A 14,385-nucleotide genomic window follows, 5' to 3' on the forward strand; every position below is an offset into this window, starting at 1 on the left:
AGGCAGCTTAGAAAAATTAATCCAGCAGGTGTCGCAAAGTCGATTGGTTCACTGCCATATAGGCAGCTTAGAAAAGATGCAGCAATACTCACATCACCATCAACGAGTTCACTGCCATATAGGCAGCTTAGAAATTTATCTAGTGAAGGCTCAAGTGAGTCTGCGTGTTCACTGCCATATAGGCAGCTTAGAAACTAGCTCATATTCTTCTTCAAGGTTAGCTTCAGTTCACTGCCATATAGGCAGCTTAGAAAAGTTAAAAAATTCCATCTGCCCATTTTCCAGCGTTCACTGCCATATAGGCAGCTTAGAAATCTCTGACTACGCATATGCCGCAGTTTAGAAAGTTCACTGCCATATAGGCAGCTTAGAAAATTGCATCGCCCCCAATTAACGACTAAAGAAGGTTCACTGCCATATAGGCAGCTTAGAAATACGCAACGCTATTGTTGCTACAGCTCAGCAAGTTCACTGCCATATAGGCAGCTTAGAAAGATTCAGTTAATGCTAACGGTGATAAAGTCTCTGTTCACTGCCATATAGGCAGCTTAGAAAAGTTAAAAAATTCCATCTGCCCATTTTCCAGCGTTCACTGCCATATAGGCAGCTTAGAAATCTCTGACTACGCATATGCCGCAGTTTAGAAAGTTCACTGCCATATAGGCAGCTTAGAAATACGCAACGCTATTGTTGCTACAGCTCAGCAAGTTCACTGCCATATAGGCAGCTTAGAAAACTTACTGCCGTGTTTTTAGCGGGTATGGCTAGTTCACTGCCATATAGGCAGCTTAGAAATATGAAAACTTTTTTACTTATGCTTTTTTTTGGTTCACTGCCATATAGGCAGCTTAGAAAGTTGTAATCGACTGATTGATTGAACTAATACTGTTCACTGCCATATAGGCAGCTTAGAAAACCCTCAGCGGCATTCGCATTTGATGCAACTAGTTCACTGCCATATAGGCAGCTTAGAAAGTTTGAGCGATATTCTCACCCCTGTTTAGTCTGTTCACTGCCATATAGGCAGCTTAGAAAAGGCTTTGGTTGGTGGCATTACTCGTACTACAGTTCACTGCCATATAGGCAGCTTAGAAATATTGCTTTGACTTGTAATTCTTTAACATTTTCGTTCACTGCCATATAGGCAGCTTAGAAAATTGATCAGTACAATTTTATTGTCGGGATAACGTTCACTGCCATATAGGCAGCTTAGAAACGAAGCAGTGTCATAAAATTGAATGGGTAAGGGTTCACTGCCATATAGGCAGCTTAGAAAATGAGCCGCTAAAATATCGTCATAATCTTCAAGTTCACTGCCATATAGGCAGCTTAGAAATATAAAGATAAGCACAAAAATACATTGTGGATGTTCACTGCCATATAGGCAGCTTAGAAATTCCCCGATCATAGACATTAAATTCTGAATATGTTCACTGCCATATAGGTAGTTTAACAATCAACGGAAAAACAATAGATGAGGTATACCAGCAGAGGAGTTAATTTTAGTTATATTGATAACATTTGAATTTGTAGAGAAAATCACCTTTAAGCTAACTTTCTCTACATCTAACTCATTGGTTTATTTAAAGCTAAATCAATAAAGATCTTTCATAAATCAAAAAATGATCATGTAGAGTGAATCATATTGGTATTGAAAGTTCCTTCTCCCACTGGGAGAAGGCTAGGATGAGGGGGATTTTATCTCAATCTATGTTTTAAAATGGGCTTATGAAAGAAGTCTAATGTTTAGCTAATTATAAATAGACTTCAGAATTACCAATCGTATTTTAACCCCACTCTAAAATTAATCGGTGCGCCGTAGTAGCTATTACCTGTTGTTAAATAATACTTTTTATCAAAAAGATTATTTATATTGAGATTGGCTGTTAATTTATTGTTTATTTTATAACGTGCCATTAAATCAACAACACTGTATTCACTCTGGGTAAATTTATGATCTGCTGATTGAATTTCACTTTGCCAACGAATACCTCCGCCAACGGTTATTGCTTCATTAAGATAAGGAAGTTTATAGGTTGTATAAAGTTTGGCAGTATTACTTGGAATATTAGAGTTTAATAGCTTGCCATTACGGTCTCGGCTTAAATTTCGGGCAAAGCTTGAGGAGATTTGCCAAGCATCTGTGAGTTTTCCTGTGGCTTCTAATTCAATACCGCGACTCTTGGTTCCAGATTCTGCTATATATGCTTGAGATCCATCAGGTGCTAAATGCGAGCCATCTGGCTGTTCAGGAATCGCGACCGCAAAATTATCTTCTTTATTTTCATAGATTGCTGCACTTAGATTAAGTTGATTGTCAAAAAAAGCACCCTTAATTCCAAGTTCTGTACTATTTCCCTCTAATGGGTCTATATAATCCCCAGCTCTTGTTTTTAGATCTTGTGGAGAAAATATATTTGTATAACTCGCATAAGCAGACCAATTGGGAGTGAGATCATAAACTAAGCCAAGATAAGGGATCAGTTTATTTTCTTCTTTTCGATTGGTTATTGTAATTGTGTTTTTCTCATAGCTATTGTCTTCTTTTTTTAACTTCCAATTTTCTAAGCGTGATCCCAACAACAGTGCTAAATCATCACTTAATTTAAACCGAGCTGCGGTATAAAATGATGAACTTGTATTATTTTCTTTGGTCCATCCTACGGCAGGATTATTTGGACGTGCAGGCGTATTCCCATCCCATTTATATATATTATCAATATTTCCACTCCAACCATCAATCCACCAATTGGTAAAGTACGGCTGGCTATTTTCACTTCTGGTTAATGTTGAACCAAAGATCACATCATGGGTTTGATTAAATAAATCAAATGAGCCGTTTAAGCTGATATTAAACAAGTCTTGAATGGGTTTATAAGCCCAGTGAGTAGAATAAATCGAAACCCCACTACCAGTTTCTTTGTTGGGTGTTCCACCACTTGCATAGCCAACTAATTCATCTGAGTCCGTAATGATACGTGCTAATGAAGCCTTTAATTTCCAGTTATCATTAAATTGATGATTGATATCAGCAAAGAGTGAAGTGGTTGTTCGATCTGAGTAAGACCAACTAGGTGCTGCTGAATCTGAACGCGACCAGTTTGTTCGTGTCCCATCACTATAAAAAGCAGGCAAACCACCACGAGCTTGTCCAGTAATATAAATTTGTTGATAGCTTAAGCCTAGACTTGCTTGAGTCTTATCTGACAAATCAGTGTCAACAACCGCATAGGCCACTTTGCGTTCTTCATTGAAGCGATCTATGTATGAATCCGAGTTCTGATAAGCAACTACAGCACGTCCACGAAGCGTACCCGATTGATTAAGAGGTGTTGAGATATCACCATCGAAACGGTATGAATCCCATGAGCTAAAATCTGTACTGATTGATGCTTTAAAATCTTGTAATGGTTTTTTCCGAACCATATTAATACTAGCGCTGGCGGAACCTGCACCAGTCATTAAACCTGTCGCTCCTCGTACCACTTCAATTCTATCGAAAAGTGCAGTGTCTTGGCTTTGAAAAATAGAAGAGTAGGTACTTAGGAGTTTTACACCATCAAGTAAATAGCTATCTACACTTTTACCGCGTGAATAAATGGGTGAAGTATCGGAACCTACATTTCCAGACTGGCTAACGGTTAATCCTGCAACTTGGTTTGCAACATCAGTCAGTTGTGTAAGGTTTTGATCTTGCATTCTTTGCTGGGTCATGACACTAACTGATTGCGGTGTTTCTTTTAGGCTGAGTGCCAAGCCTGTTGATGCGGTAGTAGCTTTAGCGGTATATAAACCAGAGCCTTCGGTTGTAAGGCTATTGGTATTATTGGCAGATACAGTGATGGTAGGAAGCTGAGTAGAGTTTTGTTCTTGGCCATCAGATGGGTTCGGTGCTGCAAATACAGATCCATGTATTAAACAAATAGATCCGCCCCAAATTGCAGTTCGAATTGCAATTGCTAATGCATGTTTGCTTTGATGTTCCTTCATTAAATTCTCGTATGAGTCATATTCATCTACTTAGTCGTTTTTATTTTAAAAAAAGCTCATTTTTTTATGATTTAAATGAGGGATATCGTTGGATGTAACAACAATAGCGAGCAGGCGCGAATAGGGAAGAGGGTTATAACTATTTGTATGATCAATAGATCGATGTCATGTAAGTTCGAGATGGATTTTTAAATATACCTAATCGGCTTTATCTACTTATTTTTATTGAATCGTTTGTTTTATAAGTAAAAAGATTATGAGTTAAATGTCGTAGTATAAATACTAGAACAGGCTAAAAAAGCTTGTTTCATATCTCGTTTTACTGTGGCTTCAGAAATATTAAGTTTTTCACCGATTGCGCGGTAAGTCATATCTTCCATTTGTGATAATAAAAAAACCTGTGCGACGCGTTCGGGTAGCTTTTCTAGCGTTTGTTGAACTTGATAGACACTTTCTCGAATACATATTTCATGTTCTACAGATGGATAGCCATCCTGTGGTGTATGTATTAGTGCATCTAGATATAAGTGTTCAACTTGTTGGTGGCGCCAATGATCAATAATCACGTGTTTCGCAATTCCCAATAACCATGCTTTGGGTTCTTTAATATTTTCAAAACAGTAGTTACTTTTTAATGCACGATAAAAAACTTCCTGACTAAGATCTTCAGAGTGGTGATGGTTGTGAAGTTTATGTTTGAACCACAAAAGTAAAGTATTTTGATGGTCTTGATAAATATGATCAAACCATTGCTGCTTTTGTACGTTCAAATTCATAAGCGTTGCCTGTTTGAAAAGCCAACAACATGGAGTTTTATTGGTTAAAGTAAGTGTTGAAAATAATGATAGTGATAATGATTATTAAATGCAATAATAAGAATTACAAAATGCAACATGATAATTAGCGAGCTAAAAGACTATTTCTTCTTGATTATTAATGAGATGGGTGGTTTGTAATTGTGAAATTTCACATTATTATCTAATTGATAAATGATGAATAACTTTGAAATTTCACTTTATTTATTTCGCAATTGTAAATTTTGATCGTTCTGCGACTGTATGAATAAGAGTTTTTATGAGTAAGCCATCTGTAAATGTAAACCCAAAAAAAAGTTTTATTGGCCGTAAGTTTCAATATTTAATTGGATTTATGCTGCTGATTATTTTCGGACTAGCAGGCTTCTATTGGAAAAAAACCTCATCCAAACCCGCAGAGGAATATAGCCAATGGAGTAAACCTGTACCCGTGCGAACTGTGCCAGTACAACGACAAGATTTACAGGTTGAAATCAAAGCAATTGGTACAGTCATTCCTACGCATACTGTGAATGTACAAAGTCAGGTTGCTGGGGTTTTACAGCAGATTTATTTTAAAGAAGGGCAAACCGTAAAAAAAGGACAGCTCCTTGCACAAATTGATCCAGCGCCATTTCAGGTCGCACTTGCACAGGCTGAAGGAACACAGCAGCAGAATTTAGCACAGTTGCACAATGCTGAAACAGAGTTGCAGCGCTATCAATTGCTGTTTAAACAAGATTCGATTGCGAAACAACAAGTAGAACAGCAATTGGCGCTGGTCAACCAGCTTAAAGGTCAGATACAGGCGAACAAGGCGCAAGTAGATGCTGCAAAACTACAGCTGTCTTATACTAAAATTTATGCACCTATTGAGGGGCGGGTTGGATTTAGACAGAAAGATGCTGGCAACCTTATTCAAGCCAATGAAAGTGCTGGTTTAGTCAGTATCACTCAAGTGCATCCAATTTTTGTGCAATTTGCAGTGGCAGAAAACCATTTAGTAAATCTGCGTCAATCCTTAAAAAATGGCGATAAGGTGTTGGCAAGTGCTTGGGATAAAACAGAACAAAAACAACTTGCGCTAGGGCATGTACAAGCAATAGATAATCAGATTGATATCAGTACTGGAACTTTAAAAATAAAAGCAATTTTTACAAATCAGGATGATGCTTTATTTCCAAATCAGTTTGTCAATGTGCGTTTAAAGACTCAAACCATTCAAAATGCAATCAGTATCCCAATTGATGCCGTACAACATGGTGCAAAAGGCAGCTATGTTTATATTATCAATCCGCAAAACAAAGCCGAAATTCGCATGTTAAAACTGGGGATGACCTCAAATGGTCAAATTGAAGTTTTAGACGGATTAAAGGGGAACGAAAAAGTAGTACTTGAAGGAATTGATCGTCTTTCGGAAGGCAAAGAAGTTCAAATTGTTGCAGAAAATCAACAGCCAATTTCTACGGCCAAGCCAACTGCTGGATAAATCATGAATATTTCACGGTTCTTTATTTTACGTCCAGTCGCAACCACATTATTGATGTTAGCATTGCTGTTGAGTGGTTTCTTGGTTTGGCGATTGCTACCTGTTTCTGCCTTGCCACAGGTCGATTATCCAATTATTCAAGTCTATACTTTTCAACCTGGTGCTAATCCCGATACGGTACAACGCACAATCACCGCACCACTCGAACGAGAAATGGGCAAAATTGCTGGTTTAAAACAAATGTCTTCCAGTAGTTCAGTGGGCGCATCCGTCATTACCTTGCAGTTTGAACTGAGCGCAGAGCTTGGTGTCGTTGAACAAGAAGTACAGTCAGCACTCAGTACCGCCAGCAGTAAATTACCCAATGATCTACCAGCACCACCGATTTACCGTAAAGTAAATCCTGCTGATGTTCCTGTGATTACCCTTGCTATCAGTTCAGAAACTTTACCTTTAACAACAGTCTACGACATGGTGGATACCCGAGTTGCACAAAAGCTTTCTCAGCTTTCAGGTGTCGGGATGGTCAGCCTCGCGGGTGGGCAACGTCCAGCAATACGCGTGCAAATGAATGCTGCGGCACTTGCTGCCTATAAAATGAGTGCTGAGGATGTGCGTTCTGCAATTAATTCTGCCAATGCAAATCAACCCAAAGGCAGCTTTGATGGACCATATCGCACCACCATGTTGGATGCCAATGATCAGATTCGCTCGATTGCAGATTATGAAAATCTAATTTTACGTTGGAACAATGGCGCACCGATTCGTCTTAGAGATGTGGCAAAAGTCATAGAAGGGAGCGAAGATCGCTATATGGCGGCTTGGGCAGGCAGTCAAGCTGCAATCTTAGTCAATGTACAGCGTCAACCGAATGCCAATGTGATTCAAGTTGCAGATCAGATTAAGCAAATATTGCCTGAGTTAGAAAAGAATCTGCCTGAAAATGTCAAAATTCGAGTGTTAACCGATCGAACTGAGAGTATTCGCAGCTCCATTGATGATGTGCAAAAAGAATTGGTTTTTGCCGTGTGCTTGGTGGTGATGGTGACTTTTTTATTTTTAAGAAATTTATCCGCTACGATTATTCCCAGCATTGCCGTACCACTGTCGATTATTGGTACTTTTGTCGTCATGTATTTTTTAGGCTTTTCTGTCAATAACCTGACTTTAATGGCACTCACCATTGCGACAGGTTTTGTAGTCGATGATGCAATTGTGATGTTGGAAAATATTGCACGACATCGTGAGGCAGGAGAAAGCTTATTACAAGCCGCACTTAAAGGATCTAAAGAAATCGGCTTTACCTTAATTTCGCTGACGATTTCACTGATTGCAGTATTAATCCCATTACTGTTTATGGGGGATGTGGTTGGGCGACTGTTCCATGAATTTGCTGTCACTTTAGCAGCAGCAATCGCAATTTCATTGGTGGTGTCGCTTACATTGACGCCAATGATGTGCGCATATTTATTAAAAACTGCCAAACATTCAACTTCTCACAGTCGCTGGAGTCTAGACCCAATTATCCAGCAATATGGTAAAGCGTTACAGTGGGTTTTTCGGCATCAAGTACTGACTCTTGCGGTGATGTTGAGTACCGTCATTTTAGCGGGTCTGCTGTATTGGATGATTCCCAAAGGCTTTTTCCCTGTACAGGACAGTGGGGTCATACAGGTGGTGACTGAAGCGCCTGATGATATTTCATTCCAAGCTATGAGTGAGCGTCAACAAACACTCGCGGGGCAGATCTTAAAAGATCCTGCTGTGGAAAGTTTGTCTTCATTTATTGGTATAGATGCCAATAATCCAAAACTGAGTAATGGACGTATTTTAATTAATCTAAAGCCGCATGCTGAAAGAGATCCTGTAGATCAAATTATGGCACGACTTAGAGGACAGTTCGCTCAAGTTGAAGGGATTCAAGGCTGGATGCAACCAGTACAAGAGCTGAGTATTGAAGATAAAATTAGTCGTACTCAATATCAACTCAGTATAAGTGCTGCTAAAACGACAGATTTAGCCGAATGGACCCCTATATTTGTTGATGCTTTACGACAACAACCTGAATTTGCTCAAGTCACCAGTGAAGAGGGGGGACAAGGCTTACAAGCATTTATTGATGTCAATCGAGATGCCGCAGCACGTTTAGGTTTAAACATTGAAGATATCAGTTTAGCTTTACAAAATTTATTTGCGCAGCGCCAGATTGCAACTTTATACACGCAATCTAATCAATATCGTATTGTTTTAGAACTTGACCAAACCTTCACTCAAGGTATAGATGCTTTAGGGCAAACCTATATTCATAATAAAAGTGGAGAGCTGATATTACTCAGTTCTGTTGCCAATATTGTGCAAAAACGCGTGCCTATTATTCTGCAACAGCAATCACAATTTCCAGCCAATGGGGTGTCTTTTAATCTTGCATCAGGGGTCGCGCTCGGGGATGCGATCAAAGCGATTGATCGCGTACAACAGCGTCTAAATCTACCAACAGAAGTCAAAGTAAAACTACAAGGTGCAGCCGCTGCCTATGAGAACTCGCAACAACATACGTTCTGGTTGGTGATTGCAGCAATAGTAACCATGTACATTGTGTTAGGCATTCTGTACGAAAGTTTTATTCACCCGATAACCATTCTTTCTACCTTGCCCTCTGCTGCAATTGGTGCTTTGTTGGCATTGTTTATGGTCAATCGGCCATTGGACATGATTGCCTTGATTGGAATCATTTTATTGATTGGTCTGGTCAAGAAAAATGGCATCATGATGGTGGATTTTGCTTTGGCTGCACAACGTCATGATGGATTGTCAGCACAGCAAGCGATTTATCAAGCCGCACTGATGCGTTTTCGCCCAATTTTAATGACCACACTTGCGGCACTGGTTGGGGCAATTCCGTTGATGCTTGCATCGGGTTCAGGGGCAGAATTACGTCAGCCTCTCGGGATCGTCATGGTCGGTGGTTTGATTTTAAGCCAAGTCCTGACGTTATTTACGACACCAGTGGTTTATTTATTTTTTGATCGACTGCAATATTCATTGCAACACACCAATTCAGATTTATCTGTAGATGATTTACCCACAGATCATGATACGACAAGGAGAGAGTTTTGACTTTTCTCTCGACCTTTATTCACCGACCTGTTGCCAGTATTTTACTCGGAATCGCAATTGTATTATTGGGTATATTGGCCTATTTTCGCTTACCTGTAGCCGCTTTACCACAGGCAGATATTCCAACGATTGTGGTGCGAGCAAGTTTACCAGGCGCAAGTCCTGAAAGCATGTCTGCCACCGTGGCGACGCCGTTAGAGCGTGCCATGATGGGCGTTTCAGGGGTAAAGGCGATTAATTCTTCAAGTAATCAAAGCGCAACCCAAGTGGTTTTGCATTTTGATTTAAACACTGACATCAATGAAGCCGCCAGAGAGGTCCAAGCTGCGATCAATGCTGCCATGTCACAGCTGCCTTCTGGAATGCCAAGCCCACCCGAATATTTCAAGATTAATCCAAGCCAAAGTCCAATTTTTTATTTGGCATTGAGTTCAGAACATCTTTCTGCGGGCAAACTCTATGAAATTGCCAGCAATCAGCTGCAGCCAAATCTTGCGCAAATTAATGGGGTTGGGGAAGTTGTCATTGACGGGGCATCTATGCCTGCTGTGCGAATTCAACTCAATCCAAATGCCTTGATTTCACAAGGGGTATCTTTGGAGCAAATTCGGGAAGCGATTGTAAAAAGTAATACAGTACAAGCCTTAGGGGTAATTGAAACTGAACAGTTGCGTTGGCAAGTTGAGCTTCCAAGTCATTTAAAAAAAGCGGGTGATTTTGCCAATTTGATCGTACATCAAAATGGTCAGACAGTTGTTCGTTTAAAAGATGTGGCTGAGGTACAGGATTCGGTCGAAAACCGTTATGTAAGTGGTTTTCACAATAGTAAACCCGCGGTCATTATCAAAATCAGCCGTCAGCCCAATGCAAATACCGTTGCCACAATTGAAAAGATCAAAGAAAAACTACCAGAGTTAAGCAGATTAATTCCAGCAGATTCACAACTGACCACAGTGATGGATGGATCGGGAATTATTCGGGCAGGCTTAAATGAGGCAAGGGATACTTTATTATTTTCCTTGCTTTTGGTGATTATTGTGGTCGCTCTGATGTTAGGTCGTCTGCAAAGTGCTCTTGTACCAAGTATTGCTTTGCTAGTGACTTTGATTGGCGCATGCAGTCTGGTTTATCTCGCTGGATTTTCATTGAATAACTTGTCGATTATGGCGGTGATTGTTGCGATTGGACTTGTGGTTGATGATGCAATTGTGGTTTTGGAAAACATAGAACGTCATATAGAACAAGGTGAACAGCCTATACAGGCTGCCTTAAATGGTATTCGAGAAGTTGGTCTGACCTTGCTGGCAATGAATTTGGCTTTGGTGGTGATCTTTATTTCCGTGCTATTTATGGGCGGTGTCATCGAGAGACTGTTTAGAGAGTTTTCTTTAACACTGATTTTTATCATTATTCTATCTGTATTTGTCTCACTGGTCCTTACGCCAAGCTTATCTGCACGCTGTTTAAAACCATTAGAGCGTTATCAACATCAGGCTTTATATCGCTATAGCCATCGCGTGATGCAGGGTTTGAGTCAGCTCTATTTGCATTCATTGAAATGGATGATCAAACACGGTTATTTGGTCATTTTGCTATGGGGCGGTGCAATCGCTGCCTCTGTATATGTCTATCAAACATTACCCAAACGGGTATTACCTGAGCAAGATACTGGACGGGTTGAAGCTTTTATTCGGGGGGATGATGGCTTCTCCTTTCAAATTATGCAGCCTAAAATCGCCACCTTTAGCGAAAGTCTATTAAAGGATCCCGCAGTCAAAGATGTGATTGGTACGTCTGGTGGTGCTGGCGGAATCACCAATTCTTTTTTAATGGTGAGTTTAAAACCCAAAGCAGAGCGAGATGGCAAATCTTCACATGAAATTGTAGATAGAATTAAAAAAAATGCCCCATGGCTGGCAGGTGCGATTTTTTCTGCACAAGTCAAACAGGAACTAGAATTGGATGATCCATTTTCAAGTGGAAGTGGGCAAGATTATTTGTTGTTACTGCAATCTGATGATGTTGCGTTGCTACGTCAGTGGGTACCTAAAGTTGCTCAGGCAATGCAAAAGCTTCCAGAGTTAGAAGAAGTTGAAACCATGGGCGATGAAGGTGCTCAGCATGTGACTTTAGACATTGACCGTGAAGCAGCACGTCGTTTGGGTGTGGATATAGACAATATTTCAAGTGTACTCAATAACTCATTTTCGCAGCGCCAAATTTCGACTATTTATGATCAAACGCAACAGTTTTATGTGGTGATGGAAGTCGATAAACGCTTTACTGAACACCCTGAAGCGCTGGCAAATGTACGCATTCCAAACCAACAAGGCATTGCTGTACCACTCAGTAATTTTGCCACATGGTCTTATGGCATCACCAATGATCGGGTTTATCGACGCAACCAATATGCCGCAATGGGGATTGGTTATGTGGTTAAACAAGGCTATAGCTATGAACAAGCGGATGCAGCTATTCGTAGTGTCTTGCCCGAAGTCATGTTACCCAATGAAATTTTTATCATGACAGATAAAGATGTCGAGGCAGAAAGTTTGCAGGCTGGTTTATCGACGCCGTTACTTGTCTGTGTGGTGATCTTACTTATTTATATCGTTCTCGGGGTTACCTATGAAAGTCTACTTCATCCATTGACAATTTTATCGACAGTACCCGCAGTGGCTTTGGGGGCTTTGTTGACCTTATGGTTATTTAATTTCCAATTCACCTTAATTGCACTCTTGGGCATGTTTTTATTGATCGGAATTGTTGTAAAAAATGCCATTCTTTTAATTGATTTTACTTTATTAGAAAGAAGAGCAGGCAAGACTGCATATCAGGCTATTTTATCTGCCGCAGCACTTCGTTTCCGTCCAATTCTGATGACCAATACTGCCGCGTTACTGGGTGCAATTCCACTGGCACTTAGCTGGGGAGAAGGGGCAGAGCTACGTCAGCCTTTGGGGGTGGTCATTGTAGGTGGTTTAGCCTTGGGTCAATTGTTGACATTGTATACAACGCCTGTCTTGTATTTGGTGTTGGAAAAATGTGCTGAATCTTGTTTGAAATTAAAAAATAAATACGCACTTCATTGAGGTAAATAGGAAAATATAATGCAGAGTTTAATCGTTAAAAATGTCATGTGCCTTAGTGTGTTCTTGATATTGACTGCATGCAATTCTACTGTTGTGTTGCATCCGCCTGAATATAAAGTGCCAGTCCTTCAAACGGATGATCATTATAAATATGCTGTTTTAAATTGGAAAAAAACCTCAAGCTTAGACGTCAATGCCAACACTTGGTGGGAAATCTATCAAGACCCTATTCTCAGTCAATTGATGCAACAATTGAATCAAGAAAATTTGAGTCTGAAACAAGCTGAAGCACGCTATCAACAAGCCAATGCCTTACTTGAGCAGCAACGCGCTAACCGTTTGCCAAATTTAAAGTTAAATGGTTCTGCACAACGTAGTGGAACAAAGGACAGTACGCCAAACAACCAATTTACGACGGGTGTTCAGGTCAGTTGGATTCCTGATTTATGGGGCAGAGTCGCTAAAGCGATTGAAGGGCAACAGGCAAATTTAGAGGCTTCACAGGCTGACTTAGCCGCAATTAAACTCAATCAACAATTATTGGGCACAGAAACCTATTGGAATATCCGAATACTGGATGCACAGTTGGATGTTTTACGACAAACCCAAAACAGTTATCAGCGTTCCGTCAAAATTTTAAATAACCAATATGTTGCTGGAATGATTGCGCGCGCGGATGTGATACAGGCTGAAACACAGCTCAAGCAAGTGCAAATCCAGCAGATAGAAACCCAGCGGGAACGTGATTTACAAGAAAATATTTTAGCTGTGGTACAAGGTAAAACAGTTGCTCAATTTCAATTGGCCAAACAGAAACAGCACTTTCAAGTTCCACTATTACCCACTCAGCTACCAAGTCGGATGCTGATCCAGCGTCCTGATGTGATCCGTGCTGAACGTGAATTGGCGGCAACACATGCCCAATTGGGCTTGGCTCAAACAGCATGGTTACCTGATCTCAGTATTGGCTTAACCAGTGAATTAAATAGCCGCGTGTTGAGTCAACTGTTTCAAGCACCACAGTATTTATGGTCGACGGGCTTACAAACAACGGCATTGATATTTGACGGTGGAAAACGTAAGGCTGAGATTGCACAAGCACAAGCGACTTATGCTGAAAAAGCAGCAGCGTATAGACAGGCTGTTTTAACGGGCTGGAAAGAGGTGGAAGACGCGCTTTTACAGTCATCCAGTTTTAAACAGCAACAATCTGAGCAGGCTCAACTATTTAAACTTGCTTTAGAAAATGAACAAGTTGTAACTCGTCGCTATAATGCCGGCTTAGTCAGTTATTTAGAGGTGGTTACAGCACAGAATTTAACCTTACAGGCGGAACAGGCAACTTTACAGCTCAAGCAGTTGCAGTTAAAAAATACAGCCCAACTGATTGCAGCCTTAGGTGGCAATATAAGTTGAAGGCACGATGTAAAAACTTAAGTGACTTGGTTTAAATCTTTGAATAGCGTATTTAAACATTACTGATTTAAAAGCTTACACACTTTAAAAGCTTACATGCATCTTAAAGTGTGCAAGCTAAGCCGTCTAAGCTTTTGTTATTGAAAACTTTATGTATTTAAAAGCTGTGTTTGATTGATTAAGTTTTATGTTGTTTTTTAATCATTATTTAAAATAAATAGCACCATTTTAGATGTATAGCAGGCTCTAAAATTTAGTATGCACTATGAAAGCGCAAGTTAATACTTGTGATTTGTCAGACAATTTTATTGTTAAAGTGTTATTTATGTCACATTTATGTGTATAATCAGCGAAATTTATACCTTGATTTGATTTTGAAATGGTAAAACTTGTAACTTTTTTCGTGTTGAGTAGTGTGATATTTCTAGGCTATTTTTCTTATGTCGATTCGCAACAAAAAAAACAACAAGAAATGCAAGATATTATC

The 14,385-nt window shown here is 39.9% G+C and carries 6 protein-coding genes and 1 CRISPR repeat array (1 of these 7 only partly in view); of the genes, 4 read left to right on the forward strand and 2 right to left on the reverse strand.

Features of this window, described 5'->3' with window-relative positions:
• Positions 1–1,456: a CRISPR direct-repeat array (repeat unit 28 nt; unit sequence GTTCACTGCCATATAGGCAGCTTAGAAA); it begins 194 nt to the left of the window's first position.
• Positions 1,457–1,773: 317 nt separating this feature from the next.
• Together AS4_RS08885 and AS4_RS08890 are read right to left on the reverse strand one after the other, a co-directional pair.
• The gene (locus AS4_RS08885) at positions 1,774–3,990 is read right to left on the reverse strand and encodes a TonB-dependent siderophore receptor (RefSeq protein ID WP_096733917.1); all 2,217 of its coding nucleotides are present in this window, start codon (positions 3,988–3,990) and stop codon (positions 1,774–1,776) included.
• 254 nt (positions 3,991–4,244) lie between these two features.
• The gene (locus AS4_RS08890) at positions 4,245–4,766 is read right to left on the reverse strand and encodes an RNA polymerase sigma factor (RefSeq protein WP_004820783.1); all 522 of its coding nucleotides are present in this window, start codon (positions 4,764–4,766) and stop codon (positions 4,245–4,247) included.
• 298 nt (positions 4,767–5,064) lie between these two features.
• On the opposite strand from AS4_RS08890, the gene AS4_RS08895 reads away from it, so the two are divergent.
• From AS4_RS08895 to AS4_RS08910, 4 genes are read left to right on the forward strand one after another with little or no spacing between them, the layout of a single operon-like run.
• Positions 5,065–6,273 carry an efflux RND transporter periplasmic adaptor subunit gene (locus AS4_RS08895; protein ID WP_096733918.1) on the forward strand — a complete coding sequence of 403 codons (1,209 nt, stop codon included), beginning with the start codon at positions 5,065–5,067 and terminating at the stop codon, positions 6,271–6,273.
• 3 nt (positions 6,274–6,276) lie between these two features.
• Positions 6,277–9,390 (forward strand): multidrug efflux RND transporter permease subunit, encoded by a 3,114-nt coding sequence (locus tag AS4_RS08900; protein WP_096733919.1) that lies wholly within the window; start codon positions 6,277–6,279, stop codon positions 9,388–9,390.
• On the forward strand, positions 9,387–12,482 hold the full coding sequence (locus tag AS4_RS08905) for an efflux RND transporter permease subunit (RefSeq protein WP_096733920.1): 3,096 nt from the start codon (positions 9,387–9,389) through the stop codon (positions 12,480–12,482). The genes AS4_RS08900 and AS4_RS08905 overlap by 4 nt, the downstream gene beginning before the upstream one ends.
• 18 nt (positions 12,483–12,500) lie before the next feature.
• Positions 12,501–13,898, forward strand: a complete 1,398-nt coding sequence (locus tag AS4_RS08910; protein WP_096733921.1) for an efflux transporter outer membrane subunit — start codon at positions 12,501–12,503, stop codon at positions 13,896–13,898.
• Positions 13,899–14,385 lie beyond the last annotated feature (487 nt).

Origin of the sequence: Acinetobacter guillouiae (assembly GCF_002370525.2) — a bacterium.
Classification (GTDB): Bacteria; Pseudomonadota; Gammaproteobacteria; order Pseudomonadales; family Moraxellaceae; genus Acinetobacter; species Acinetobacter guillouiae.